Here is a 26,907-nt window from a genome sequence, read left to right on the forward strand (position 1 = left end):
GCGTTCTGTGTTGTGCGCCACGTGACGCTGCATCTGCGTCAGGGTGCGAAAGGTACCGCACGGCTGCGGCGGCGCATCGGGCACGGGGTCGACGCCGCGCACCCGCCGTGGCAACCCGGGTCAAGCCTACAGGTGATCGCGCGGGATCGTGCGCTGCCAGGTCTTGTGGAACGCCTGCTCGCCGTTCTCGTGGGCGGTCATCTCCGCCTCGACGTAGAAGTTCTCCGCATCGCAGGTGAGCTTGGTCGAGGTGACGGTGCGCACGTCCCAGCCGGGGCGCTCGAACGCGACCCACCACTGGGTCGTACCGGTGGCGCTGGTGGGGGCATCGCCGTCGAGGGTCAGCCACTCGTCGCCACGGTAGCCCAGCGTAAGGTCGTTGGCCGGCTGGTAGGCCTTGGAGTAGTCCTCGCTGATGTAGACGGTCCGCCGGCGGCTTTCCATCGCGTCGGTGATCTGCCAGCGGTGGCTGCTGGGGCGGATCACCTCGCGCTCGGCGCCGTGGGCGGCCTCGGGCTCCAGCACGGGCGTGCGGGTGCCGTCGTCCGGCTGCGGCGTGCGCGCGGGCAATTCCAGCGCGGTCGTCCCGGCGACCAGCGAAAGCGTCACCGGCTCCGGCGACGGCCAGGCGAGCGGCCAGTAGCCGGTCGAGATCGCCACCCGGATGCGGTGACCGGCGGCGAAGCGCTGGCCGACGTGCTTGAGCGGCACGCGCACGCGGTAGCGCCGGCCGGGCTCCAGTTTCTCCGGCGTCTCGTGCCCGCCGCGGTGGCACAGGTTGAACGGAGCGTAGGTGGCGCGAGTCACCGGGCCGTCCGGGTGCACGTCGTTGAGCCGCACCGCGATCATCGCCACCGGCTGGTCGACGCTGAAGGTCAGGTCCAGGACCGGCTGGCCGAGGACGTCGACGTCCGCCTGAAGCGGGGCGGTGTCGAAGACCAGGCTGCCGGCGTCGTCCGGGCGCTGGTCGCCCGGCTGATCGCCGGGGTTGGCGTAGGAACACCACTTGCCGCCCTGGCCGCCGACCCAGCCGGGGGAGTGGTGGACGAGCACGGTCTCTTCGCGCGCCGCCGCGTGGGCGCCGTCCGCGGCAGCGAGCGTCCCCGCCGCGGTCAGCAGGTAGCGTGCGGTCTGGACGTTGGCGCTCGGCCAGGCATCCTCGGCGATCCAGCGGCCCGGGCGTTCGTCGTAGTCCGGGCGCGGCTCAGCCGGGTCCTGGATGTAGGCGTGCAGCATGGGATCGCGGTCGACCCCGTTGTCGGTGTCCTTCAGGTAGCGGTCCCACCAGCGCAGGCATTCCTGCTGGAAGCCGATCGCCGGGCCCGGGCGGCCCAGGTGCGGGTATTTGTGCGCCCACGGGCCGACCAGCCCCTTGCGCGGCACGTCCAGGTTCTCCAGCAGCCGGAAGACGGAGCGGACGTAGCCGTCGGCGTAGCCGCTGACCGCCATCACCGGGCAGCGGATATCGGTGAAGTCCTCGCACACCGAGCCGTGCTTCCAGTAGGCGTCGCGGCGCTGGTGGGTCAGCCAGGGGATCAGCCAGTGTCCGGTGTGCTCCAGGCGCTCCAGCCACATCGCCCGCCAGCGGTCTTCGCCCACGATCGTCGGGTCGGGCGGGGCGGTGTTGCGGGCGAACATGGTCGATGCCCAGGACAAGTTGTCGTTCAAGAGGCAGCCGTTCATGTAGTGCACGTCGTCGGCGTAGCGGTCGTCGGTCGAGCAGACCGAGACCACCGCCGACAGCGCCGGCGGGCGCTTGGCCGCGACCTGCAGGCCGTTGAAGCCGCCCCAGGAGATCCCGATCATGCCGACCTTGCCCGAGCACCAGGGCTGCCGGGCGAGCCACTGGATGGCGTCGAAGCCGTCCTGCAGCTCCTGCTCGGTGTACTCGTCGGTCAGGATGCCCTCGGATTCGCCGCTGCCGCGGATGTCCAGACGCACGCTGGCGTAGCCGTGGCCGGCGAAGTAGCGGTGCACCTCCGCGTCGCGCGGGTAGGTGGCGTCGTTCTTGCGGTAGGGAATGTACTCCAGGATCGCGGGAACCGGCGCCGCGTGGGCATCCTCGGGCAGCCACAGACGGGCGGACAGGGTGGTGCCGTCGGGCATCGGCACGGCGACGTGTCGGTGTTCTTCGACCGCGTTGGGGAAGTCGGTCACTCGGCGCATCGGGTCTCCAGACTGTCCGGTTGGCGTCTTGCATCGGGTCGGCTGGCGCCGATGCTAGAGCAAGATGCTGAAAGGTGAACCCACCTTTCAGCTGAATCTTGCTCTCTCTTCAAGCAGTTAGAGCAAAATTCACGATGAAGGTCGACCCGACCTTCATCGATTTTGCTCAGGGCCGAAACGGCGTGACAGGGCAAGTTCACTGGCTTATGCAGGTCCTGTCGCAACCTGACGCACCTTGAGGGGCTTTGATGAGCGAACCGCCCTGGGCAGCAAATCTGCGCTACCTGTGCGGCTTCTACCCCTCGATCTCCGAGGTATGCCGGCGGCTGGGTATCAACCGGCAGCAGTTCAACAAATACTTGAGCGGGCAGGTCCGTCCCTCGCGTCACAACCGCCGGCGTCTGGCGGACTTTTTCGGCATCCAGCCGGACGACCTGGACTTGCCGCCCGCGCGCTTCGCCGAGCTGGCCGCCGCGCCCGGCAGCGCGCGCGGCGTGAGCCTCGGCCGGCAGGGGCCGCTCGGCGTCTACGCCCGGCTGGTCGAGCGCAGCCGCGGCGGGCTTGACCGGTATCTGGGGTACTACCTGCGGATCGCCTACGCCTGCGGCTACCCGGGCTACGTCACTGTCTCCCTGGCGGCGATCGGCCGGCATGGCGACGAGTACACCTGGAAGACCATGGAGGCGATCCGCCCGCCCCGGCCGGGCGCGACGCGCACGGTGATGAAGTACGAGGGCTCGGCGCTGCTGCTGGGCGACCGGATTTACGTCATCGAGCACGAGTCGCTGCTGGGCTCCTCGATCACCCAGTTGATCCTGTATCCCAGCTACGAGAACCCGATTACGGTGGTCATTGGCATCCAGACCGGGGCGCCCACCGTGCGCGGACGCAAGCCCACGGCGGGCAAGGTGCTGCTGAAGTATCTGGGCCGGACGCCCGACCTGCGCGCGGCGCTGGGCAGTTGCGGGATCTTCGAGCTGGAGTCCGAGCGCCTGGACCCGGCGATCCGGACGCGGGTGCGCGACGACCTGGGCGATCGCGGCGACCTGCTGGAGGTCGACGAGCTGTAGCGCCGCCGCGCGTCGGCCGGGGCGCGTCAAGACACACGACGGCTAAGCAGGAGGCAGGCCATGTCGCTGAAGGACCTGCTCGACAACAACGCCCGCTGGGCGGCGCAGAAGGATGCGGAAGACCCCGACTACTTCCGCATGCTGAGTGAGCAGCAGAGCCCGGAGTACCTCTGGATCGGCTGTTCCGACAGCCGGGTGCCGGCGAACGAGATCGTCGATCTGCATCCGGGCGAACTGTTCGTGCACCGCAACGTCGCCAACCTGGTGGTCGCGTCCGACCTGAACATGCTGTCGGTGCTGCAGTACGCGGTGGAGATCCTGCGGGTGCGCCACGTGATCGTCTGCGGCCATTACGGCTGCGGCGGCGTGCGCGCGGCGCTGCGGCGGGTCGAGTTGGGGCTGATCGACAACTGGCTGGAGCCGCTGCGCGGCCTGTGCGACCAGCACGCGGAGGACCTGGCCGCCCACGACGGCGAGGCGGCGCGGGCCGACCGGCTGTGCGAGATCAACGTCGTCCGACAGGCGACCAACGTCGCCCAAACGCCGATCGTGCAGGGTGCCTGGCGGCGCGGACAGCGGGTCTCGGTGCACGGCTGGATCTACGGCCTGGGCGACGGCCGGCTGCGCGACCTCGGCTGCACGCTCAACCGGCCGGAAGACTTGCATCTGGCCGCCCGTCTCACGCACGGCTGAAACCGGAATCTCACATGCTAACGGTTGCGATCGCCGTGTTCGACCCAACGTTGGTGCGCAGACGTGCCGTGCCGTGCCGTGCCGTCCCGTGCCGGCCGCCGCTGCGCGCCGGCCGGTGTTCCGCCGGGCGCTCGTCGGATCGCCCCCAACCGAGACTGACCTTGAAAGGAGAGTCTCCATGACCAGCCGCTCCCCGTTGCGCGCCCTCGCCATCGCGCTGGCCGCCGTGGCGGGCCTCGCCGTCGCCGGTGTGTCCGGTCCGGCCGCCGCCCAGAACTCGGGTAACCAGGGCTCCGGCCAGCCGTCGCAGCAGCAGACGCCGGACTACTCCGACGCCAAGCTGGAATCGTTCGCCGTGGCCGCGGCCAAGGTGCGTACCGTGATGCAGGAGTACCGGCCGCAGCTGCGCCAGGCCCGCCAGAACCAGGACCGCGCGCAGTTCGAGAAGGTCCGGATGCAGGCGCGCCAGGCGGTCGAGCAGGAGATCGCCGCGACCGAGGGCATCAGCAGCCGCGAGTACCAGCAGATCGCGCAGGACGCGCGCAAAGACGAGAACTTGCGCCGGAAGGTGCTGGGCATGATGAAGGCCCAGCAGCAGGGTCAGGGCCAGTAGGATCAGGGCCGGTTGGACCGAGGGGGTAAGCCCGCTCTGTCCCCGTGCGGCCGCGCCGGTGCGCGTTATCGGCGTGGGCGCGGCCGGCGGCGCGCCCGCGATCGACCGGCGTGCCCCCACGTCGGGCGCCCAGGCGCCTCGGTATCCAAGCCGGGTTCGTGCGATGAGTGAAGACGTCGTCACCCCGAAAACCACGACCAGCACCAAGACGGCGCGGCCGCGCATGTACAAGGTGCTGCTGCACAACGACGACTACACCCCGCGCGAGTTCGTCGTGGCAGTGCTGTACAGCGTGTTCGGGATGAACGAATCCAAGGCCTACAGCGTGATGATGGCGGCGCATCAGCAGGGCACCGCGCTGGTCGCCGTCTATGCCAAGGACATCGCCGAGACCAAGGCGCAGGAAGCCTGCGAGATGGCGCGGCAGGAAGGCCATCCGCTGATGCTCTCGACCGAGCCGGAGGAGTAGCGCGCGGGCGGCGGCACACACGCCCACCGGGGGTGCCGACTGGGGCGTCGACCGGATGCTTCGCGGCGCGATGTTTTCGGATCGCGCCTCAGTACGGCGCTGTCACCAGAGGCGCGATCGGGGAATCGGCAAACACGGCCGCCCTTGGCGCAGTTGCGAGAGCCATGGTCTCCGCCGGGTCGTGTCATAATAGCCGGGTGCCCGGCGGTTTTGTTTTCACAGCAAGAGGCCTACATTCCAGCTCGGGTATCTGCCCGATCCAACTGGCAAGGAAAGGCCTGACCGTCATGGCGCTCAGCGACGCGCAGCCCGCCGGCCCCGCCGACCGCACGCAGGACGGTGCACGCGACAGGCCGGACGTCTTCGGCTTCGAGACCAGCTATGCCCGTCTGCCGGAGCGCTTCTACGCCCGGGTGCAGCCGGCCCAGGTGCGCGACCCGAAGTTCTTGCGTGTGAACGGGACGCTGGCCCGCGAGCTCGGGCTGGATCCGGATCAGCTGGAGACCGACGCGGCGCTGCAGGTGTTCGCCGGCAACCGGGTGCCCGAAAGCGCCGATCCGATCGCCCAGGCGTACGCCGGCCACCAGTTCGGCAACTGGGTGCCGCAGCTGGGCGACGGCCGCGCCGTGCTGCTGGGCGAGCTGACCGACCGCAACGGGGTCAAGCGCGACGTCCAGTTGAAGGGCGCGGGCAAGACGCCGTTTTCCCGGATGGGCGACGGCCGCGCGGCGCTGTTCCCGGTGGTCGCGGAGTATCTGGGCAGCGAGGCGATGGCCGCGCTGGGCGTGCCCACGACGCGCGCCCTCGCCATGGTCACCACGGGCGAGCGGGTGATCCGGGAGGACATCCGCCCGGGCGGCGTGATCGCGCGGGTGGCGACCAGCCACGTGCGCGTCGGCACCTTCGAGTACTTCGCCCGGAACGGCGACCAGCAGGGCGTCAAGCAGCTCGCCGACTACGTGCTCGACCGGCACTATCCGGAACTGAAGGCGGCCGATAGCCCGTACGCCGCTCTGCTCCAGGAAGTCACGCGGCGCACCGGCGACCTGGTCGCGCAGTGGATGCTGGTCGGCTTCATCCACGGGGTGATGAACACCGACAACGTCTCGATCGTCGGCGAGACGATCGACTACGGCCCGTTCGCCTGGATGGACAGCTACCACCCGGCGGCCTGCTTCTCCGCCGTCGACATGGGCGGGCGCTACGCCTTCAACCAGCAGCCGCAGATGGCGCACTGGAACCTTTGCCGTTTCGCCGAGACGCTGCTGCCGCTGCTCTCGGAGGATACCGAGCAGGGCAAGCAGGCGGCCTACGACGCGCTGGGCGCGTTCGAGCCGGCGTTCGACGCCCGCTTCAACGCCGGCCTGCGCGCCAAGATCGGGCTGCAGACCGAGCAGGAAGGGGATGTGGACCTGGCGCTCGACCTGCTGCGCCGGATGGCGGAGGAAAGCGCCGACTTCACGCTCACCTTCCGCCGGCTGTCGGACGCCGACGGCGCGGATACGGGCCACGACGAGCAACTGCGGGCGCTGTTCCGCGATCCCGCGTCGTTCGACGCGTGGGCGCAGCAGTGGCGCCCGCGCCTCGCGCGCGAGGCGCGGGCGGACAGCGACCGCAAGGCCGCGATGCGCGCGGTCAACCCGGCCTTCGTGCTGCGCAAGCACCACGTCTACCGCGCCTACGACGGCATCCTGGCCGGCGACCACAGCCCGCTGGACGCGCTGCTGACCGTGCTGGCGGAGCCGTTCGCCGACCATCCCGAGCACGCCGACCTCGCCCAGCCGCCGGCGCAGAACGAGATCGTCCGGAACACCTTCTGCGGGACGTAAGCGGGCCTGCGGGCCCCGTCGGGCGGGGTTCGACACGGCGCCTGCCGCGCCTGCTCAGCAGGAAGCGGGCTGTTTTAAGGGACACAACTGCATCCTGAGCCGGCCGCGGCCCTGCCGACGGATGCCTGACGGCGGTTGCCACAGGCAGACAGCCTGATCCGCGCCGGTCGGCCGCGGCAGACGTACACCCGTACGCCCGACGCCGATCGGGACGTACACCCGGCGAAAGGGTGGACACAGGGTTGCGCGGCGCGACTTTGGTAGCGCGCGCGGTTCGTGCCATAAGGTGCGGCAGCGCGCCGCCGCGCCTCTGTCCGCCACCCGGATTCCACGCGTTTCATGACCCAGGCGACCGACACGCCCGCGCGGCCGGCGGAAAGCCGGATCGCGTTCCCGGAATTCATCGTGCTGATTGCCGGCATGATGGCGCTGACCGCGTTGTCGCTGGACATGATGCTGCCGGCCCTGCCGGCGATCGGGCGCGCCTTCCAGCTGGCCGACCCGAACGCCGCCCAGCTGGTGATCGTCGTCTACCTGTTCGGCTTTTCCGCCGGACACCTCTACGCCGGCCCGCTGTCCGACCGGCTGGGCCGCAAGCCGATCCTGATGACCGGCCTGCTGGTTTACGCCGTCGGCAGCCTGCTGGCCGCGGCGGCGCCGGACTTCGTCACCCTTCTGATCGGCCGGGTGATCCAGGGGCTGGGGGCGGCCGCCCCGCGGGTCGTCGCGATGGCGGTGGTGCGCGACCGCTACGCCGGACGCGGCATGTCCAAGGTGATGTCGTTCGTCATGATGGTGTTCATCATGGTGCCGGTGATCGCGCCCACGCTGGGCAGCGGCGTGCTGCTGCTCGGGCCCTGGCGCTGGATCTTCGCCTTTCTGGTGCTGGCCGGCGCCGGGCTCGCGCTGTGGTCGGCGCTGCGGCTGGAAGAGACCTGCCCGCCGGGCGCCGCCGTGCCGCTGAAGACGGCGGTGAAGACCATGCTGACCACGCCGCAGTGCGTGGGCTACACGCTCGCCATCGGGTTCATGTTCGGCAACATGATGACCTACGTCTCCACCGCCGAGCAGGTATTTACCCGGGTCTACGGCCTGGGGCAGGCGTTCACGCTGCTGTTCGGCGCGATCGCGTTCGCCGTTGTCGCGGCCTCGTTCTCCAACTCCCGGATCGTGGAAAAGCTCGGCATGCGCCGGGTGTCGCACGCGGCGCTGCTGGCGTACCTGGCGCTGTGCGGCGGCATGGCGGTGTTCGGCTTCCCGGCGGAGCCGCCGCTGGTGGTGTACGCGCTGTTCTGCGCCGGCACGTTCTTCTGCTTCGGCCACGTGGTGCCGAACTTCAACGCGCTGGCGATGGAGCCGCTTGGCCGGGTCGCGGGGGTCGGCTCCTCGCTGGTCGGCTTCTGGATGATGGCGGCGGGGGCCAGCCTTGCCGGACTGGTCGGCGCGCAGTTCGACGGCACGGTGCGGCCGGTCACGATCGGCTTCACGGTGCTCGCCCTGTGCACCCTGGCGACCGTGCTGGTGACCGAACGCGGGCGGCTGTTCCGGGTCGGTGAGGGCGGCTGAGGGGGCCGGCCCGGCTGGTTTAACCGCGTGCCCGTGATACAAGGGGCGCGTTAGCCCCAACGCCGTCTAGCGCAGAACGCCTGAAGGCGGCCCCCGCCTTCGGACTGGAGTCCGGCTTAGCCGCGCCGAGCCCAAATCGCCCCAGCCCAAATCGCCCCAGGCAAACCCGTAAGCGATCCCGATGCCCGACCACGGCCACCTGAACGACGTGCTGATCATCCTGCTGGCGGCGATCCTGTGCGTCGCGCTGTTCCAGCGGCTGCGGATCACGCCGGTGCTGGGCTACCTGACCGCGGGCATGCTGATCGGGCCGTACGCCGCGGGTCTGGTCCAGGACCCCGCGGGCACCGAGCTGCTCGCCGAGTTCGGCGTGATCTTCCTGCTGTTCACGATCGGTCTCGACCTGCCGCTGCGCCGGCTGGTCGAGATGCGCCATCTGATCTTCGGCCTCGGGCTGGCCCAGGTCGCCCTGACCTCGGCCGCGATCGCTGGCGTCGCGATGGCCGCCGGGCTCAGCGTGGAGACCGCCTTGATCCTGGGCGGCGCGCTCGCGCTGTCGTCGACGGCGACCGTGCTGCAGCTGCTGATCGAGCGGCGCGAACTGGCGGACCGCCACGGCCGGCTCTCGGTCGCGGTGCTGCTGTTCCAGGACCTCGCCGTGGTGCCGCTGTTGGCCCTGCTGCCGATCCTGGCCGGCGGGTCGACCAACATCGTGGGCGCGCTCGGCCTGGCCGCGGTCAAGGCCGCGATCGCGATCGGCGCGATCCTGCTGATCGGCCGGCTGTTCCTGCGCCCGGTCTACCGGGTGATCGCGGAGACCCGGAACCCCGAGATCTTCGCCGCCACGAATCTGTTGATCGTGCTCGCCACCGGCTACGCGACCGCGCAGGCGGGCATGTCGATGGCGCTGGGCGCGTTCCTGGCGGGCCTGCTGCTCGCCGATACCGAGTATCGCCACCAGATCGAGGCGGACATCCAGCCGTTCCGCGGTCTGTTCCTCGGCCTGTTCTTCATCACCGTGGGCATGTCGATCGATCTGGGCCGGATCGTCGACAACCTGTTCCCGCTGCTGGGTCTGGCGGTGGCGCTGCTGGCCGGCAAGGCGGCGATCCTGTACGCGCTGCTGCGCGCCTTCCGCCAGGGTCACCGGATGGCCGCGCGGGTCGCGCTGCTACTCGCGCAGGGCGGGGAGTTCGCGTTCGTCATCCTGGGCCTCGCCCTGCAGCTCGACGTGGTGAGCGCCCCGGTGGGCCAGGCGCTGCTGGCGGTGGTCGCGATCTCGATGGCGACCACCCCGGTGTTCGCCTGGGCCGGCCGGCGCTGGTTCGGCCACGAGAGTCGGCCCGCGGGCAGCGCCGAGCAGCTGGAGGAAGCCACCGGCGATCTGGACCATCACGTGCTGGTCGCCGGGTTCGGCCGGGTCGGCTGGACGGTCTGTAAGCTGTTGGAGCGCAACGACGTGCCCTACGTCGCGCTCGATTTCGACATGGAGCGCGTGCGCCGCGGGCGGAACGAGAACATGCCGGTCTACTTCGGCGATGCCAGCCGGCTGGAGGTATTGCGCGCCGCCGGGCTGGAACGCGCGCGGGCGGCGGTGATCACACTCGACCAGCCGGGGCTGGCCGAGCGCGCGGTCGGCGCCCTGCGCGGCCACGATTCGGCGTTCACGATCGTCTCGCGCGCCCGCGACGGCCGGCACCGTAAGCGCCTGGAACTGGCCGGCGCCAGCGCGGTGGTCTCCGAAGCGGTGGAAGCCAGCCTGCAGCTGGGCGCGACCGTGCTGCGCCTGTCCGGCACGGACGACGCGCGGGTCGAGGAAAGCCTGAACGCCTTCCGGCGCAACGACTACGCGCTGCTCGACGAATTGCTGGAGGAGCGCGAACAGGCGAACGGCGACACGGAAAAGCTAACCGAGACCGGCAGCTGGTTCGCCCGCCACATCGCGCCGCGCCGGCGCCGGCGCAGCGAACGCGGGACCGGCGATGGCAGCGGCGGCCGCTGAACAGAACGCCTGGACCGGAAGATGCTAGGCGGAGAGACGCTGGGTGTTGGCGTATAGCCGAAGTACCGAAGATGTAACGGCGGGTCGGATTAGACGTACTACGAAAGAGCGGACGCGCTTTTCACAGCTTGTTAAGTGGCGCCGTCCAGGCTCCGGCTAGAGCAAAATCGATGAAGATCGAGTCGGCCTTCATCGTGAATTTTGCTCTAACTGCTTGATGAGAGAGCAAGATTCAGCTGAAAGGTGGCTTCACCTGTCAGCATCTTGCTCTAACCGCCATTTCCCGCGCACGACCGAGCCCACCGCCATGACCGAGCCGAGCGATCCCAAGCGCCATCCCGCACGCGATGCCTGCGGCGCCCTGCTGAGTATCAGCGAGGATTTTCACCAGCTGCTGCGCGCCAACTGCCGGCGCTGCGCGACCGGCACCGGCCAATGCGGGGTCGAGGTGATCCGCCAGGCGCTGGCGGCGGATGAGGGCGCCCCGCTGGCACTGGATGCGCCAGCGGCGTACGCCCAGCCGAGCCGGCATTAGGACCAGATGCTGAAAGGTGGACTTGCCTTTCAGCATCTTGCTCTAGTCGTCGGTGAACGAGCTCGCGTCGACCAGCTGATCCGCCCGCGGGCGCAGGCGCGCTCCGGCGAACGCCTGCAGGTCGTTGGCCCGGATCGTCACGCGGATGTCCGAGACGTAGTCCTGCCCGCGCGCCGAGTAGTCGAGCAACCCCGCGGCCATCTCCGCGCTGTCGGGATAGGCGCCTTGGGCCCGCGCCTCGGCGCGGATCGTGCGCAACTCGGCATAGGCCGGATGGGTGTTCAGGTTGCGCAGATAGGCCTCCACGGAGGCCGTGACCGTCGCGAAGGCGCGCACCCGGAAGTCCGGATCTTCCAAGCCTTGCGGGACCATGCCGGGCACGTCCGGATCGCGCGTGTGCTGGCCGAACAGGGCGTTGCCCTGCTGGGCGAACCGGCTGGTGCCCCAGCCCGTCTCGATCGCCGCCTGGGCGAGCACAAGGGCCGGCGGCACGATGTCCACACGCCGTTTCAGTTTCTGCAGGTTGGCGGGCTCGACCTGGTACTGGTCCGCCAGATCCTGCAGCTTGTCGGCCATGCCCTGGGGCAGCTCGTCGGGCGGGATGTCGAGCGCGATCAGCGTGGTGACGAAGTCGCGTTGTTCGCGAATTTCCGCGTTGGCGCGCAGCACGGCCGGCAATATTGTCTTGATGAATAGACGCTTGCGCGCCCCGACCCGGTCGACCCTCGCGAGGCGTGCGGGAAGGTCGGTGACCTTCGCCTGCGGGACCAGTTGCGCGCCCTGGCGCACACGGTCCAGGTCGAGCCGGCGCATGCGCACCAGTGGCGGCTGGACCTGCGCGGGCCCGGCGGCAGCTAACCGCAGGTCGAACCTGGAGACGTTGTCGGCTGGGCCGTTGCCGCCGCTACCCGCCGGGTTGGGCGCGATGGACGGTGCTTTCAGCGCGTCCACGGATGGATCGTTGGCGTGAGCGGGCGACACGCCGACGTGCGTGCAGCCGCTGGCGGACAACAGCACGACCGCGGCCATGACGGCGCGCGGGGCCATCGCCGGACGGATCGGAAATCTCATGTAACAGCCGCTCTCTCGTCTTCCGAGGTGCCCCCACACCTCGCCCGCGGGGTAGGGTTATTGAGCGGTTAATGCAAGCCTGTTGGCTTGCAGGCCGCGGATCAGCATCAGGATCGCCCGGTTCTCGGACGGCAGGACGGCTTCGCGCTTGGTGTGGGCGTGGATCTGCTGGATCAGTCCGTCGAAACCGCGCCGGTCCAGGAGGTTGCCGAACGCCGAGCGATAGTTGACCGCGAGCGAGGCCGCCGGGGTCTGCAGATCGACCACGCCCCAGCAGCCCGGTTCCCGGCGGTGCAGGCGCCAGATCCAGCGCGTGTCGTCGGCGGTTCGGCGGGCGACCCGGGTCGCGACCGCGGCGGTATCGGCGCTCACCTTGCGCGACTTCACCACGTCCAAGTCGTCGATCGCGTTGCCCGCCATCACCCGGGCATAGGTGCCGACGACGTAGGCGGAGAAGGTCCGTTGGAAGGTCGCCTTCTGATCGGCGCTCAACTCGGCCGCATAGCGGCCCAGCACGAAGTCCGCCAGCGCGTCGAAGTCCAGCGCCGCGCGCAAGGCGTTTTCCAGCGCGCGTTCGCGGGCGCCGGTGTCCTTGCTGGCGTCGTTGACGGTGGTGACCAGCCGCTCGCCCAGCCGGGCGACCGCGCGCTCGGCTTCCGGGGCGCGGGGCTGGCTGGCGCCGGTCGACGGCTCCGCCGCCGCGGGTGCCAGGGCGAGGCCGGCCAACACGGCGATCGTTCCCGCGAAAGTCGCGATGGGCCGGCGGACGGCGACCGTTGGACCGGCGGGCCAAACGGCCGTCTTGGGCAGCGGGTGAGGGGTCACGAGGGCGCTCCCTGGTCGATGACGCCGGACCCGAACGCCGGACCGCGACGTTCGTCCGATGCCGATGTTCTGCCAAAGTCTGCGTGACGTTGGTGTGCCAATCGCGCGACGCGGTCCGCAGCTGCGCGGGCGACGGCGCGCCCGGGTCACACCCTTGAAACCGAACCGCGGGGGGCGACTTTTAGACATGGATTGCAGGGCCCCGCGGCCGCGGTCCGGCCGCCGCCGGGCCGCCAACCGCCAGGCCGCCACCGCCAGGCCGCCGGCGCGCGTGCGCACGCCGCGCCGCAAGCGCCCACGGCCGATCGTCACGGGAGAAGGCGCGATGGCACAGCAAGACGCGCGGATCGCGATCGTGCTGACATCACACGGCACACTGGGAACGACCGGCACCCCCACCGGCTTTCACTACGAGGAACTGGCGGCGCCGTACTGGGCGTTCGTCGACGCGGGCTACGCCGTCGACATCGCGTCGATCGCAGGCGGTGAACCGCCGCACGACCCGAGTTCGCTGCCGGGCGATCCGGCGGAACAGCCGGGCAGCGTCGCGCGCTTCCGCGCCGATCCAGACGCCTGCGCCAAATTGCGCGAAACCGTTCCGGTCGGTGAGTTGGACCCAGCCGGCTACGCCGCGATCTTCCTTGCCGGCGGGCACGGCACGATGTGGGACTTTCCTGACAACGCCGAGTTGGGCCGGCTGCTGACGGCTGCACACGGCCACGGCCGGATCCTGGGCGCGGTCTGCCACGGCCCGGCGGGGCTGATCGCGGCCAAGCGGGCCGACGGCAGCCCGCTGATCCGGGGGGTCCGGCTGAACGCCTTCACCGACGCCGAGGAGCAGCAGGTCGGGCTCGCCGAGACGGTGCCGTTCCTGCTGGAAAGTCGGCTGAAGGAGCTCGGCGCGCGGTTCGAGAAATCGTCGCCGTTCCGCGGTTGCGCGGTCCACGACCAGGGCTTCGTCACCGGCCAGAACCCGCGCTCCAGCCGGGCGGTCGCGGAGCGGATCCTGACCGTGATCGCGGAGAACGACACCCAGGACGCCGCCTGATCCGCGCCGAAAGCGGTTCCGCCCGGGCCGCGTTTGCGCTACACGGGGCGGGGCGGTCGGCCCCACGGCGGGCCCGGGCCGGTTGAAATTGGCCCTGGACACGTGCGGGGCACATGCGGCACGTACGGACCCGTACGTGTCCACCCTTCCCGCATACGCATACAGGTCGCCTCTTCACAAATCGCCCGCGGCTTGCAATCTTGTCGCGTGGTCCGCGGCGGGCTCAATCCGCCGCGGCGAACTCTTGGGGGGTCTCAGGACGATATGAAGATCGCCATTCCGAAGGAGCGTCGTCACGGCGAAGCCCGTGTCGCAGCCTCGCCGGATACGGTGAAGAAACTGCTGGGCCTGCCGGCCGATAAGGTCGAGGTCGCGGTTGAAACCGGCGCCGGCGACGGCGCGTCGATCCCGGACGAGCAGTTCAAGAACGCCGGGGCCACGATCGCCAAGGATTACGCGTCCTGCGTCAAGGATGCCGACGTGGTGTTCAAGGTGCGCCGGCCGATCATCAAGGGCGAACAGGGCAGTACCGACGAACTGGCTCCGCTCAAGAAGGGCGTGCTGTTGATCGGCAACCTCGATCCCACCCAGTCGCCGGAGGCCGTGCGCGCCTATGCCGACGCGGGCGTCGAGGCGTTCGCCATGGAATTCATGCCGCGGATCTCGCGGGCGCAGGCGATGGACACCCTGTCCAGTCAGGCGAACCTGGCCGGCTACCGGGCGGTGGTCGACGCGTCGTCGCAGTTCAAGCGCGGCTTTCCGATGATGATGACGGCCGCCGGCACCGTGCCGCCCGCCAAGGTGCTCGTGATGGGCGCCGGCGTGGCCGGCCTGCAGGCGATCGCCACCGCCCGGCGCCTGGGCGGCGTGGTCTCCGCGACCGATGTCCGGCCGGCCGCCAAGGAGCAGGTGGAAAGCCTGGGCGCCTCGTTCGTCGCGGTCGAGGACGAGGAGTTCAAGGAGGCCGAGGCCGCGGGCGGCTACGCCAAGGAAATGAGTGACGCCTATAAGAAGAAGCAGGCGGAGCTGATCGCCGAGACGATCAAGAAGATGGACGTCGTGATCACCACCGCGCTGATCCCCGGGCGGCCGGCGCCGAAGCTGGTCACGGCCGACATGGTCAAGTCGATGAAGCCCGGCTCGATCGTGGTCGATCTGGCGGTCGAGCAGGGCGGCAACTGCGAATTGTCCGAGTTCGATCAGGTGGTCGAGAAACACGGCGTCACGCTGGTCGGCTACGCGAACTGGCCGAGCCGCGTTGCCGTGTCCGCGTCCAGCCTGTACGCCCGCAACCTGTTCAATTTCCTGCAGCTGATGGTGGACAAGGAGTCCAAGCAGCTGAAAGTGAACATGGACGACCAGCTGGTCTCGGGCACCCGCCTGACCCAGGACGGCGAGGTGATCCACGAACGGGTCAAGGACGCCGTCCCGGCCAAGGGCAAGGGCGGGCCGTCCGGGAGAGACGGCGGCGGCGGCGCGAGCAGCGGCTCGGGCGGCGCCAGCAAGGCGTCCGCTAGCAAGGCATCCGGCAGCAAGGCGTCGGGCACTAAGGCGTCTTCGAGCAAGAGCGGCGCCACCAAGGCGTCGGGCGCCAAAGCGTCGGGCTCGAAGGCGTCGGGGGGCAAGTCGGGCGCCGGCAAGTCGGGCGCCGGCAAGTCGGGCGGCTCGTCCGCGGACGGCTCTGGCGCCGACAGCTCTGGCGCGGACAGCTCCGGCGCCAACCGCTCCGGCGCCAAACGCTCCGGCGGCGGCGCCCAGGGGAAGGAGAGCTAAGTCATGGCAGACTCCGCACAGGAGATGCAGTCGACGGCCGAGCGCCTGCGCGACCTGGCCGATCAGCTGTCGACGACGGCGAACGCGCTCGCCGCGCAGGCCGGCGATTTGCCCGCCCGCGCGGGCGATGCCGCGCGGCAGGCCAGCGAAAGCGGCGGCCACAACTTCATGTTTGGCCTGACCGTGTTCATTCTGGCGATCTTCGTCGGCTACCACGTGGTCTGGCGCGTCACCCCGGCGCTGCACTCGCCGCTGATGGCGGTGACCAACGCGGTGTCGTCGGTGATCATCGTGGGCGCGCTGCTGGCCGCCGGCCCGGCGGGGTTCGACCTTTCCAAGGGCTTCGGTCTGGCGGCGGTCGTGCTGGCGTCGGTGAACATTTTCGGCGGGTTCATCGTGACGCAGCGCATGCTGTCCATGTTTAAAAAGAAATAACCGGGGGGCCGTTCTTAGATGTCTCAGGATTTGACGACGTTCGTCTACCTGGTCGCCTCGGTCTGCTTCATCATGGCACTGAGGGGCCTGTCGCACCCGAAGACCAGTCTTCAGGGCAACATGTTCGGCATGGTCGGCATGACGCTGGCCATCCTGGCGACCATCGCCTCGCCGATCGTCACCAGCTATGTCGGCATCATCGTCGCGATCGCGGTCGGCGGCACCGCCGGCGCGGTGATCGCGCGCACGATCGACATGACCGCGCTGCCGCAGCTGGTCGCCGCCTTCCACTCGCTGGTCGGTCTGGCGGCGGTCCTGGTCGCGGGCTCCGCGTTCTACGCGCCGGAAGCCTACAACATCGGCGTGCCGGGCGACATCAAGACCGCCAGCCTGATCGAGATGGCGATCGGCGCGGGCATCGGCGCGATCACCTTTACGGGCTCGATCCTCGCGTTCGGCAAGCTGCAGGGTCTGATCACGGGCAAGCCCGTGGTGTTCCCGGGCCAGCACCTGTTCAACGCCGCGCTCGGCGTCGCCATCGTGCTGCTGGTGGTGCTGTTCGCGGTCAGCCAGCCGCAGTGGGCTTTCTGGGCGATCGTGGTGATCGCGCTGGCGCTCGGCGTGCTGCTGATCATCCCGATCGGCGGCGCGGACATGCCGGTGATCGTCTCGATGCTGAACAGCTACTCCGGCTGGGCGGCGGCCGGCGTCGGCTTCACGCTCGGCAACAACCTGCTGATCATCACCGGCGCGCTGGTCGGCTCGTCCGGCGCTATCCTCTCGTACATCATGTGCAAGGGGATGAACCGGTCGTTCTTCAACGTCATCCTGGGCGGCTTCGGCGGCGAAGCCGGCGCGGGATCGGCGGACACCGGCGACAAGTCGGTCAACTCCGGCAGCGCGGAGGACGCCTCGTTCATTCTCGCCAACGCGGGCTCGGTGATCATCGTGCCGGGCTACGGTCTGGCCGTGGGTCAGGCGCAGCAGGCGGTGCGCGAGATGGCGGACATGCTCAAGGGCATGGGCGTCAACGTGCGCTACGCCATTCACCCGGTCGCCGGGCGCATGCCGGGGCACATGAACGTGCTGCTGGCGGAGGCGAACGTGCCGTACGACGAGGTGCTGGAGATGGAGGAGATCAACCGCGATTTCCAGCAGACCGACGTCGCGTTCGTGATCGGCGCCAACGACATCACCAACCCGGCCGCGGAGGACGATCCGCAGTCGCCGATCTACGGCATGCCGGTGTTGAAGGTGGACGACGCCAAGACCGTGCTGTTCGTCAAGCGCTCCCTGTCGCCGGGCTACGCGGGCATCGACAACCCGCTGTTCTACCGCGACAACACGATGATGCTGTTCGGCGACGCCAAGCAGATGACCGAAAGCATCGTCAAGGCGCTGGAAGACCAGTAACCCCGCGCGCCCGGCCGGACGCGCCGGGCGCCAGCGGCAGACGACGCGGGCGGCGATCCCTTCGGGGTCGCCGCCCGTTCTTTTGCGCGCTATCTGTAAGCTGCACGGCACGCATCCCCTCTGCCTTGAGGAGACTTTTGCGCAGCTCGCTAAACGCTCGTATGGGGGCCTTCGCCGTCCTGCTCAGGATGAAGTTGTAGGTTTGGCAGATGCTTACATACAGCTTCATGGCTGAGGTGCCCACCGCAGGCTGGCGTGTCGAAGCCCCCCACACGGATGCGCGTGCCCGCGTGTAAAAGTCTCCCTCGAGCGAGAGGGACCCGCCGCCGATCCGAATCGACGAACTCCAGGAAGGGCAGCGAGCCCATGGACGACTCCCAAGACACCGCGCCGATCCCCGACACCGCGCAGATCCCCGACCCCACGCCGGCCGGGCCGCCCGAAAGCGGCCCGCTGGCTTGCTGCCCGCGCCCGCGCGACGGCTCGGCGGAGGTGCCGGGACTGTTGCGCTGGCTGGCGGAGGCCGCGGAAACCGGCACGTCGGAGGAACACATTCTGGCCGGCGCCTGCGACCGGCTGCGTCGTGCGGCGGTGCCCGTCGACCGAGCGTTCGCCGGGATCGAGCTGATCCATCCGCTGCTGGACGGCCAGCTGTACCGCTGGGACAGCCGCGAGGGCACGGTCAGCCGCCACGATCTGGATCGGTTCGACGACGACCAGGCGGAATGGGAGGTCAGCCCGCTCGCCCAGCTGCATGAGACCGGTTCGCCCGAACTGCGCCGGCGGGTCGGGACCAACTACGTAGAAGGCGAGTTTCCGGTGGTCGACGAGGCCGTCGCCGACGGGGTGCGGGACTACGTCGCCTTCATGCTGCGCCGCCAGGGTCCGCACATCCTGGGCGAGAACGACATGACCTTCCTGACCTTCGCCACCCGCGCGGCGGACGGGTTCAGCGAAGCCGCCCTGGACCGGCTGCGCGCCAGCGTCGCGGCGATCTCGGGCGCGATGCGGCTGGCTACCGGTCCGCGCATGACCTATGCGCTGATGGAGACCTATCTGGGGCGCAACGCCGGCCGCCGGGTCTTGCGCGGCGGGATCGTGCGCGGCGCCGCCGAGGAGATCCAGGCGGTGCTGTGGCTGTCCGACCTGCACGGTTTCACCAAGATCGCCGACGAGGTCGATCCCGACCAAGTGGTCCCGCTGCTGAACGCCTATGCCGAGGCGCAGGTCGCCGCGGTCGAGCGGTACGGCGGCGAAGTGCTGAAGTTCATGGGCGACGGACTGCTGGCGATCTTCCCGATCGACGGCGGTACCGGCGCGGGTGACGCGGACCGGGCCTGCGCCGCCGCGCTGGACGCGGCGGAGGACACCTTTGCCACGATCGGCGAGCTGAACCGCGCCCGCGACCGGCGCGGCGAGGTCACGACGACGCTCTACCTCGGCCTGCACGTCGGCCGGGTCTATTACGGCAACATCGGCAGCCCGGAACGCCTGGACTTCACCGTGGTGGGGCCGGCGGTCAACGAGGCCAGCCGGATCGCCGACATGGCCAAGGCGGTCGACAAGGACGCCGTCGTCTCCAGCGCGTTCGTCGACGCCGGCCCGGGCAGCCGCGACCGTCTGGTCTCGCTCGGCCGCCACGCCCTGCGCGGCGTACGGCGGCCGCAGGAGCTGTTCACGCTCGATCCCAAGCTGGATTGAAGGGGCGTGTAGGACGACCGCCCCGGACGGCCGCTTTCCATTGAGGGAGACTTGTGCACAGCTCGCGTGGGCGCCCGTATGGGGTCCTTCGACACGGACGCCTTCGGCGTCCTACTCAGGATGAAGTTGTAGGTTCGTCAGACGCTTACATACAGCTTTATGCTGAGTAGCCAGCCGCAGGCTGGCGTGTCGAAGACCCCACACGGATGCTGATGCCCGCGTGCAAAAGTCTCCCTCAAGGGAGAGGGCAGGTGAGGCTGGAAGTCCCGGCGTGACGGCGCGGAGTCCCACCCTCACGCTTCCTCTGCCCTCGAGGGAGAGGGGCTTTGGCCGCGCTGCGGGAACCGGCCGACTTAACGGCGCAGCAAACACGAAAAGCCGCCGGCGCGTTGCGCTGCCGGCGGCTCGCCGTGTATCGGATCGGTCGCTGGACCCCGCCGGACCGGCGGGATCGCAAGCCCGGAGGCTTTAAAAGCCCTCGCGCTCGCGGCGCTTGCGCTGCAGCTTGCGCCAGCGGCGCACGGCCTCGGCCTGCTCGCGGGCCTTCTTCTCCGACGGCTTCTCGTAGTGCCGACGAAGCTTCATCTCGCGGAAAACACCCTCGCGCTGCATCTTCTTCTTCAGCGCGCGCAGGGCCTGATCGACGTTGTTGTCGCGGACGTGTACCTGCACGGTTACGCTCACACTCCTTTCGCGGTTCCGACCCTTGAGGCCGCCCGAGCGGACCCCGAAACCGCATCGGGGTGGGCGGCGTGTCCTTGGTCGACTTGGCCCAGGACGGACCCAATGCCATCACGCGGCCTGCCGGGGCATCCCGGGCCGCGCGGCACAGTCGCCCGAGCCGTCGAGTGTGGCGGGTCTATCACACGCTTACCCCTATGTGAAGGCGGGTCCGGCGGGAAAGCGATCCGGCGGGCGAAGTTTTAGGGCAGCGGCAAGCGCCCTTGCGGGCGGGGCGGACCGGCGCCATCGTCCTGGCGTATCGGTACCGCCCGCCTCACCGCCCCGTAAGTCAAGCCGCGAGCCCGCAGCCATGGCCGTTCTGGAAATCGCCCGTATGGGTCAGCCGGTGCTCCGCCGGCGGGCAACCGAGGTCGCGCTGCCGCTGGACGCGGCCATGCGGCAATTCCTGGACGACATGGCGGAGACGATGGCGGCCGCCCACGGCACCGGGCTCGCCGCGCCGCAGGTGTTCCAGCCGCTGCGCGCGATCGTCTTCAAGGTCGACGCGGAGCGCCAGCGCCGCTCGGTCGCCCAGCTGGACGACCTGCCGGAGCCGGAGACGGCGGCCGACGGCGTGGGGCTGACAAGCCTGCTGAACCCCAGCGTCGAGCCGCTGGGCGCGGCTGTCGACGAAGGCTACGAGGCGTGCCTGTCGATGCCGGGCCTGACCGGGCGGGTGGCGCGCTGGCGGCACATTCGCTACCGCGGGTTCGACCCCGACGGCCGGCCGGTCGCGCGGGTCGCCAGCGGCTTCCATGCCCGGCTGGTGCAGCACGAGGTGGACCATCTGGACGGGCTGCTCTATCCCGAACGGATGCGCGATCTCGCCACCTTGGCCTTCGTCGAGGAGATCGCCACCTCTCGCACGGACGCCGAGGAAACGCCGCGCCCCGCCGACACGGCGGCGCGCGATGAGCCCACAGGAGAGACCTGAGATGCGCGACCTGGACGAGCTGCGCCGCGAGATCATGCAGCGCACCCTGGAAAACGTGCCGTTCGACGGCTGGTCCTGGGCGTCGATCAACGCCGCCGCCGACGAGCTTGGCGTCGACCGGCGCGAGGCGGAGAGCGCCTTTCCCGGCGGCCCGGCGGAGGTGATCGAACTGCACAGCACGGACGCGGACTACGCCATGCTCGCGGAATTCGAGCAGCGCGCCACCGACAGTATGCGGGTGCGCGACCAGGTCGCGCTCGCGATCTGGATCCGGCTGGAACAGAACGAGCCGCACCGCGAGGCAATCCGCCGGGCGCTGTCGTTCCTGGCCCTGCCGCAGCACCAGCGGCTTGCCCTGCGCCTGCTGTACCGCACTTGCGACGCGGTCTGGACGGCCGCCGGCGACGCCAGCGCGGACTACAACTTCTACACCAAGCGCGGGCTGCTGTCCGGCGTCTACTCCTCCACCCTGCTGTACTGGCTAGCGGATTCGAGCGAGGACTACGCCGCAACCAGGGCGTTCCTGGATCGTCGGATCGACGAGACGGTGCAGATCGGCGGCCGCCTGGGCCGGGTGATCAAGACGCTGGAACAGGTCCCCGCCACCCTGCGCAGCATGTCCCCCGGCCGCGGCGGCGGCGAGGACCTGCGGATGCGCGGGAATTAGGGCGGAATCGCGGAAGGCCGGGTCGACGGACGTCTGACGGTGATCGAAATCGGCGTGCAGCAGTCGCCCCGCGAGGGAGAGGGGCGGGCAGCGCCGCCGGCTCACCCCTCCTGGCGGGCCTGCGCGATCATCTTCTCGAGCTCGTCGCGGCTGATCGCGCCCGGGGCGACCTCGGTACCGACGATGAAGGCCGGGGTCCCGTTGATCCGCAGCTGCTGGCCAAGTTGGCGGGTGCGCTGGATCGTCTGGGTCACGGTGTCGGACTGCATGTCCGCCTTCAGCTGCGCGATGTCGAGATCCATCATCTCCGCCAGGCGCATCACGCTGTCCTGGTTGACCGTCTGCACCTCGGTCATCAGGGCCTTGTGGAAGGCCGCGTATTCGCCCTGCATCGCCGCGGCGATCGCCGCGCGGGAGGCGAACTCGCTGTCCGGCCCCAGGATCGGGTACTCCTTGTAGATCACGCGCACGTTGCCGTCGGCCTTGGCCGTCGCCAGCGCGAGGTTTGAAACCTGCCTGCAGTAGGGGCAGCGGTAGTCGAAGAACTCGACGATCGTGACGTCGCCGTCCGGGTTGCCCAGCACCGGCAGGGGGCCGGAGTCGCGCAAGGCTTCCGCATGCTGGCGGACCCCCTGGCGCCGGGCGTTCTCGGCCTGCTGTTCCTGCCGGTCGCGCAGGATCTGGACCGCCTGCATGATGATCTCGGGGTTGTCCAGGATGTACGCCCGCACGCGGCGGTCGATCGCGTCCTGTTCCTGCCCGGAGAACGGCGAAGCGTCCCCGGGCGCGGCGGACCCGGTGGGCGTGCTTTGCTGCGCGCCGGCGGGCGCGGCGGCGAATGTCAGGGCGAGCAGGGGCAGGGCGAGCAGGGCGAGCGTGCCAAGCAGGCGGCGGAACAGGCGGGCCAGGGCGGTCATCGTAAAGGGCGTGTCCTTATGCGGATCAGGCGGGGGTGAACAGGTGGTTGCTGCGCGCACGGACTTGGGATGCCGTGGTCAGCCGTTCTGCCGCTCCCGGCGGTTCTTGGCGGTGCGTTCGATGTCCTGCGCACGCAGCCAGCTGGGCGTGTGTTCTTGAAGAAGCTGCTGGGCGCGCTGGGCCTGCCCGATTGCCTGTCCCAGGTCGCCGCGGTTGATGGCGTATTCCGCCAGTGCCAGCGCCGCCTCGCCCTTGTCGCCCAGGCGGCCGTGGGCGATTCCGACCAGCCGCCAGGCGAACGCGTTTCTAGGCTCGGCTTCGACCACGCGGCGTGCGTTGGCGAGCGCCTTCTCGGTCAGCTCCCGGCTGTTCGTCTGCAGCTGCACTTCGGCCAGGCCCATCCGGATCAGCGGCTGGTCCGGGGCCAGATCGACGGCTTTTCGATAGGCCGGCAGGGCTTCCTGGATCCGGCCGTTCTCGAACAGCATCTGGCCCTTCAGCTCCCGAAAGTACGGGTCCTTGGGCTTCTGCTCGATCAGCCCGTTGACCAGCTCCAGCGCCTTGGGGAGTTCGGGCTTGCGGTAGTACGCGATCGCCCGGGCGTAGCGATCCGGGATCGCGTCGCTCTTGGCCGGGAACGCCTCGAGCGTCTTCGCGGGCGGCTGCAGGAAGCCGGCCAGTTTCGCCTGCATCCGGGCGTGCAGGCGCTCCAGCTCCGGCGGCGCCTCTGCCCGCAGGTCCTCCCGGTCCGCCATCCGCTGGGCTGCGGCGGCTAGGGTGTTAACGCGGTCGCTGGTCAGCGGGTGGGTGCGCATCCAGGGGTCCTGGCTCGAACTCAGCAGGACTTCCTGGTCTTCCAGGATGCGCATGAATTCGACCAGACCGCGCGGGGTATAGCCGGCGCGCTTCATGTAGGTTATCGCCGCCTGGTCGGCCGAACCTTCCTGCGTGCGGGTGTAGGCCAGCAGGTCGGCCATCGACAGGGTCTGGCCCAGCGACATCACCGCCGTGCCCGCGCCCGGACTGCCGGTCGCGGCGGCCGCGCCCAGGCCCAGCAGCATGCTGGTGATCATCTGGGTGGTGGTGGCTTCCAGCTCCTGCCGGCGGCTGGCCAGATGGCCGGCGGAGATGTGCCCCGCCTCGTGCGCGATCACGCCCATCACCTGCGTGGGGTCCTCCGCGCGGCGCAGCAGGCCGGTATGCAGGAACATGTTCATGCCGCCGGCGACGAAGGCGTTCAGACTCTCGTCGGCGATCAGGTAGACGTCGATCCGATCCGCGCTCAGGCCCGCCGCCTGGAACACCGGCTTGGCGTAGCGCCGGACAATCTCCTCGATCTCGGCGTCGCGGATGAAGCTGGGCCGGTCGCTCTGCGCGGACGCCGCGATCGGCAGCAGGCCCAGGCTTGTCGCGAGGCAAAGAGCGAGCGGCAGGGCGAATAGGGCTTTGAGCTTGCGCACGACGGCATCCTTGTGCTTCACGGTCCGAAGGTATCCCCTGCACCGCGCCCTTTCAATCGACAGAGGACCCGGCGTGACCCTTCCAGCCCCCGCCGGTGCGCCGCCCAGGCGCGACCGGCCGATCCGCTGTCTCGTTCCCAAGCTCGGCCGCGCGGCGCGCGCCGCGGCCGTCCTCGCCACCGGCGCGCTCGCCGCCGCCTGCACCGGCTCCGGCGACATCGAGGAAACCCGGCTGATCTCCGGCTATGCCGGCCTGGCGGCGGCGGACGAGCCGCGGGCCGCGACCGTGGGCCGGGAAATCCTGGCCAACAACGGCACGGCCGCCGACGCCGCCGCCGCGATGGCGTTCACCATGACGGTAACGCTGCCCTCGCGCGTCGGCCTGGGGGGCGGCGGTGTGTGCGTGGTCAGCGACCGCGCCGAGCAGAATGTCGAAGCGATCTCGTTCCTGCCGCGCCGCGCGGCACAGGGCGGTGTGGTCCCCGGACTGGCGCGCGGCCTGGCCCTGCTGCACGCCCGGCACGGAGCGCGCGACTGGCGCCAGGTGGTGTCCCCGGCGGAGCGTCTGGCGCGCTTCGGCCACCTGACCAGCCGGGCGTTCAAGCGCGATCTCGACGCCGGCGCCGGCCGGCTGCACGGCGCGGCCCGGGACCGCTTCCTGGGCGACGACGGCACCCCGCCGGCGGTCGGCCAGCGGATCCGCCACCCGGCGCTGTCGGCGGTCCTGGCCGGTATCCGCCAGCAGGGCGCGGGCTATCTCTACACCGGACAGTTTGCCGAACGGCTGGCGCAGGCCGCGCGCGATGTCGGCCAGCCGTTCAGCGAAAGCGCGCTCAACGGCTACCGGGCGCGCGCGCAATCGACCCTGACCGTGCCCTACGGCGATCACCAGCTGCACCTGCCGCCGCCGCCGGCGATGAGCGGCCTGCTGGCGGGGCAGACCTGGGGCATGCTGCGCGCGGGCGGCGACAACGCGCCGGCGCTGTCCGGCGACAGCGCGCATCTGCTTGCGGAGGCGTGGAAGCGCAGTCTGTCGCGCACCGGCCGCTGGCTGTCGACCGCGGAGGCTGAGCGCGCGGACCCGCAAAGCCTGCTCTCGGAAAATTCGCTCACGCCGTCTTTCAACAGCATCGATCCCGGCGCCGCGACCCCTGCGGCCAGCCTGACGCCGCCGCCGCCGCGGCTGTCCGGCGACGTACCGACGGCCGGGCTTACGGCCGTCGACCGGTTCGGCAACATGGTCGCCTGCGGGTTCACCATGAACGGCCTGTTCGGCAGCGGCGCGGACACCATCGGCACCGGCGTGCTGCTCGCCAATCCATCGGCGGAAACGGCGGCCGGGGCGGACCTGCTGCCGGGCGTGATCGCCAACCAGTTTACCGGGCGCGGCTATTTGGCGGTGTCCGGCAGCGACGGTGCGGCCGGGGTGCTGAATGCCGCCGAGCTGGTGCGCAAGCTGGATAGCGCCGGCGCCGGCCAGCCGGACTTGCAGGGCTTCCTGGGGCTGCCGCGCCTGTACCATCCCGGGCAGCCGGACCGCCTCCAGGTCGAGCCGGGCCTGCCGGAGGACGTCACCCAACGGCTGAGCACGATGGGTCACGCCCTCGTGAAACGCCCTGGTCTGGGCCGTCTCACGGCGATTTATTGCCAGGGCGGCGCGGACAGCGACGGGTCGGACTGCGCGGCCGCCGTCGACCCGCGCGGCAGCGGGCTTGCGGTCCGGGCGCAGTAGTCCGCGGCTGGCGCGCCCAGCCAGGGTGCCCCCAACCTTGGGCCCGAGCCGTGGGCCCGAGCCGGTGCCGACACGAACAGGCGGAAGGCAGGACAGGCATGAGTCTCAAGGTCGCCGATCGCGGCAGGGTCGACCCGTTTATCGTAATGGACGTCCTGCGCGCGGCCAACGCGCGCGCCCAGGAAGGCGGTGACGTCCTGCATCTGGAGGTCGGCCAGCCCGGCCACGGCGCCCCGCGGACCGCGCGCGAGGCGGCCAAGCGCGCGATCGACACGGAGCAGCTGGGCTACACCGACGCCCTGGGCCTACCCGCGCTGCGCCGGCGGATCGCCGAGAGCTACCGCACACTGCACGGCGCCGACCTCGATCCGGGCCGGGTGATGGTGACCAACGGCTCTTCCGCGGGTTTCGTGGTCGCCTTCCTGACCGCGTTCGACGCCGGCGACCGGGTCGCCCTCGCCGCCCCCGGCTATCCGGCCTACCGCAACATCCTGTCCGCGCTGGGTCTGGAGCCGGTGTGGCTGCAGACCGACCTGGAAAGCCGCTTTCAGCCGACCCCCGAGCTATTGGACCAGGTCGACGGCGAGCTGGACGGCCTGATCGTGGCGAGCCCGTCCAACCCGACCGGCACGATGGTCGACGAGGCCGGGATGCGCGCGCTGGTCGACGCGTGCCACGCCCGCGGCATCCGCCTGATTTCCGACGAGATCTACCACCGCATCGAGTTCCAGGGCCGCGGCGTCTCCGCGCTGGAGACGACGGACAGCGCGATCGTGGTGAACTCCTTCTCGAAGTATTACGCCATGACCGGTTGGCGGGTCGGCTGGCTGGTGCTGCCGCCGGACATGGTCCGCGCCGCGGAGTGCGTCGGGCAGAACCTGTTCATCTCCGCGCCGGCGCCCTCGCAGTACGCGGCGCTGGGCGCGATGGACGCGGGCGACGAGCTGGAGGCGGTGGTGCAGTCCTATCGCCGCAACCGCGACGTCCTGCTGCGCGAATTGCCCAAGGCCGGGATCGAGCGGTTCGCGCCGGCCGACGGGGCGTTCTACATCTACGCCGACGTCGGCCATCTGACCGAGGACAGCCAGGCGTTCTGCAAGCGCATGCTGCACGAAACCGGGGTGGCGGCAACGCCCGGCGTCGACTTCGACCCATTCCGCGGCCAGCGCTTCGTCCGCTTTTCCTTCGCCGGCCGCGAGGACGAGGTGGCGGAAGCCGCGCAGCGCCTGCGCCGCTGGCTGACCGGCTGACCGGCTGACGGCTG

23 protein-coding genes are annotated in these 26,907 nt (G+C 70.0%); 17 read left to right on the forward strand and 6 right to left on the reverse strand.

The window, feature by feature from the left end; translation table 11 throughout:
• Window positions 1-126: 126 nt before the first annotated feature.
• Window positions 127-2,166, reverse strand: coding sequence for a CocE/NonD family hydrolase (locus CKO28_RS11865; RefSeq protein ID WP_200340993.1), 2,040 nt, complete (start codon window positions 2,164-2,166; stop codon window positions 127-129).
• 248 nt (window positions 2,167-2,414) lie between these two features.
• Between CKO28_RS11865 and CKO28_RS11870 the strand changes: the two genes are divergently transcribed.
• The 8 genes from CKO28_RS11870 to CKO28_RS11905 all read left to right on the forward strand — a co-directional run bounded on the left by CKO28_RS11870 (window position 2,415) and on the right by CKO28_RS11905 (window position 10,943).
• Window positions 2,415-3,236, forward strand: a complete 822-nt coding sequence (locus tag CKO28_RS11870; protein WP_200340994.1) for a helix-turn-helix domain-containing protein — start codon at window positions 2,415-2,417, stop codon at window positions 3,234-3,236.
• Window positions 3,237-3,296: 60 nt separating this feature from the next.
• A complete protein-coding gene (gene can / locus CKO28_RS11875) occupies window positions 3,297-3,929 on the forward strand; it encodes a carbonate dehydratase (protein ID WP_200340995.1) in 633 nt (210 codons plus the stop codon).
• Between the two features lie 178 nt (window positions 3,930-4,107).
• Window positions 4,108-4,542 carry a DUF4168 domain-containing protein gene (locus tag CKO28_RS11880; protein ID WP_200340996.1) on the forward strand — a complete coding sequence of 145 codons (435 nt, stop codon included), beginning with the start codon at window positions 4,108-4,110 and terminating at the stop codon, window positions 4,540-4,542.
• 163 nt (window positions 4,543-4,705) lie between these two features.
• Window positions 4,706-5,011, forward strand: a complete 306-nt coding sequence (locus tag CKO28_RS11885) for an ATP-dependent Clp protease adaptor ClpS (RefSeq protein WP_200340997.1) — start codon at window positions 4,706-4,708, stop codon at window positions 5,009-5,011.
• A 287-nt stretch (window positions 5,012-5,298) separates the two neighbouring features.
• Window positions 5,299-6,840, forward strand: a complete 1,542-nt coding sequence (locus CKO28_RS11890) for a protein adenylyltransferase SelO (protein ID WP_200340998.1) — start codon at window positions 5,299-5,301, stop codon at window positions 6,838-6,840.
• A gap of 339 nt (window positions 6,841-7,179) precedes the next feature.
• Window positions 7,180-8,406 (forward strand): multidrug effflux MFS transporter, encoded by a 1,227-nt coding sequence (locus CKO28_RS11895; protein ID WP_200340999.1) that lies wholly within the window; start codon window positions 7,180-7,182, stop codon window positions 8,404-8,406.
• A gap of 181 nt (window positions 8,407-8,587) precedes the next feature.
• Complete coding sequence (locus CKO28_RS11900) at window positions 8,588-10,408, forward strand: monovalent cation:proton antiporter-2 (CPA2) family protein (protein ID WP_200341000.1); 1,821 nt, start codon at window positions 8,588-8,590, stop codon at window positions 10,406-10,408.
• A gap of 307 nt (window positions 10,409-10,715) precedes the next feature.
• The gene (locus CKO28_RS11905; RefSeq protein ID WP_200341001.1) at window positions 10,716-10,943 is read left to right on the forward strand and encodes a hypothetical protein; all 228 of its coding nucleotides are present in this window, start codon (window positions 10,716-10,718) and stop codon (window positions 10,941-10,943) included.
• 42 nt (window positions 10,944-10,985) lie between these two features.
• Here CKO28_RS11905 and CKO28_RS11910 read toward each other — a convergent pair whose 3' ends face one another.
• On the reverse strand, window positions 10,986-12,014 hold the full coding sequence (locus CKO28_RS11910) for a glucosaminidase domain-containing protein (RefSeq protein WP_200341002.1): 1,029 nt from the start codon (window positions 12,012-12,014) through the stop codon (window positions 10,986-10,988).
• Between the two features lie 57 nt (window positions 12,015-12,071).
• Window positions 12,072-12,839, reverse strand: a complete 768-nt coding sequence (locus tag CKO28_RS11915; RefSeq protein WP_200341003.1) for an ABC transporter substrate-binding protein — start codon at window positions 12,837-12,839, stop codon at window positions 12,072-12,074.
• Window positions 12,840-13,164: 325 nt separating this feature from the next.
• Here CKO28_RS11915 and CKO28_RS11920 point away from each other — a divergent pair, with 325 nt between their 5' ends.
• The 5 genes from CKO28_RS11920 to CKO28_RS11940 all read left to right on the forward strand — a co-directional run bounded on the left by CKO28_RS11920 (window position 13,165) and on the right by CKO28_RS11940 (window position 19,209).
• The gene (locus tag CKO28_RS11920; protein WP_200341004.1) at window positions 13,165-13,887 is read left to right on the forward strand and encodes a type 1 glutamine amidotransferase domain-containing protein; all 723 of its coding nucleotides are present in this window, start codon (window positions 13,165-13,167) and stop codon (window positions 13,885-13,887) included.
• A 264-nt stretch (window positions 13,888-14,151) separates the two neighbouring features.
• Window positions 14,152-15,660 carry a Re/Si-specific NAD(P)(+) transhydrogenase subunit alpha gene (locus CKO28_RS11925; RefSeq protein WP_200341005.1) on the forward strand — a complete coding sequence of 503 codons (1,509 nt, stop codon included), beginning with the start codon at window positions 14,152-14,154 and terminating at the stop codon, window positions 15,658-15,660.
• A 3-nt stretch (window positions 15,661-15,663) separates the two neighbouring features.
• On the forward strand, window positions 15,664-16,095 hold the full coding sequence (locus CKO28_RS11930) for an NAD(P) transhydrogenase subunit alpha part 2 (RefSeq protein WP_200341006.1): 432 nt from the start codon (window positions 15,664-15,666) through the stop codon (window positions 16,093-16,095).
• Window positions 16,096-16,113: 18 nt separating this feature from the next.
• Window positions 16,114-17,508, forward strand: coding sequence for an NAD(P)(+) transhydrogenase (Re/Si-specific) subunit beta (locus tag CKO28_RS11935; RefSeq protein ID WP_200341007.1), 1,395 nt, complete (start codon window positions 16,114-16,116; stop codon window positions 17,506-17,508).
• 366 nt (window positions 17,509-17,874) lie between these two features.
• Window positions 17,875-19,209 carry an adenylate/guanylate cyclase domain-containing protein gene (locus tag CKO28_RS11940; RefSeq protein ID WP_200341008.1) on the forward strand — a complete coding sequence of 445 codons (1,335 nt, stop codon included), beginning with the start codon at window positions 17,875-17,877 and terminating at the stop codon, window positions 19,207-19,209.
• 468 nt (window positions 19,210-19,677) lie between these two features.
• On the opposite strand, the gene rpsU is transcribed toward CKO28_RS11940, so the two are convergent.
• The gene (gene rpsU / locus CKO28_RS11945) at window positions 19,678-19,881 is read right to left on the reverse strand and encodes a 30S ribosomal protein S21 (RefSeq protein ID WP_027287933.1); all 204 of its coding nucleotides are present in this window, start codon (window positions 19,879-19,881) and stop codon (window positions 19,678-19,680) included.
• Between the two features lie 361 nt (window positions 19,882-20,242).
• On the opposite strand from rpsU, the gene CKO28_RS11950 reads away from it, so the two are divergent.
• Together CKO28_RS11950 and CKO28_RS11955 are read left to right on the forward strand one after the other, a co-directional pair.
• Window positions 20,243-20,866 (forward strand): peptide deformylase, encoded by a 624-nt coding sequence (locus CKO28_RS11950; protein WP_200341009.1) that lies wholly within the window; start codon window positions 20,243-20,245, stop codon window positions 20,864-20,866.
• Between the two features lies 1 nt (window position 20,867).
• Window positions 20,868-21,533, forward strand: coding sequence for a COQ9 family protein (locus CKO28_RS11955; RefSeq protein ID WP_200341010.1), 666 nt, complete (start codon window positions 20,868-20,870; stop codon window positions 21,531-21,533).
• A 101-nt stretch (window positions 21,534-21,634) separates the two neighbouring features.
• Here the strand turns inward: CKO28_RS11955 and CKO28_RS11960 are convergent, their stop codons facing one another.
• A complete protein-coding gene (locus tag CKO28_RS11960) occupies window positions 21,635-22,450 on the reverse strand; it encodes a DsbA family protein (RefSeq protein ID WP_200341011.1) in 816 nt (271 codons plus the stop codon).
• Between the two features lie 78 nt (window positions 22,451-22,528).
• A complete protein-coding gene (locus CKO28_RS11965; protein ID WP_207168803.1) occupies window positions 22,529-23,932 on the reverse strand; it encodes a M48 family metalloprotease in 1,404 nt (467 codons plus the stop codon).
• A 52-nt stretch (window positions 23,933-23,984) separates the two neighbouring features.
• Between CKO28_RS11965 and CKO28_RS11970 the strand changes: the two genes are divergently transcribed.
• Both CKO28_RS11970 and CKO28_RS11975 read left to right on the forward strand, forming a co-directional pair.
• On the forward strand, window positions 23,985-25,643 hold the full coding sequence (locus tag CKO28_RS11970) for a gamma-glutamyltransferase (RefSeq protein ID WP_200341013.1): 1,659 nt from the start codon (window positions 23,985-23,987) through the stop codon (window positions 25,641-25,643).
• 98 nt (window positions 25,644-25,741) lie between these two features.
• Window positions 25,742-26,893 (forward strand): pyridoxal phosphate-dependent aminotransferase, encoded by a 1,152-nt coding sequence (locus CKO28_RS11975; protein WP_200341014.1) that lies wholly within the window; start codon window positions 25,742-25,744, stop codon window positions 26,891-26,893.
• The last annotated feature ends 14 nt before the right edge of the window (window positions 26,894-26,907 follow it).

Source organism: Rhodovibrio sodomensis (assembly GCF_016583645.1).
In the GTDB taxonomy this organism is placed as follows: domain Bacteria; phylum Pseudomonadota; class Alphaproteobacteria; order Kiloniellales; family Rhodovibrionaceae; genus Rhodovibrio; species Rhodovibrio sodomensis.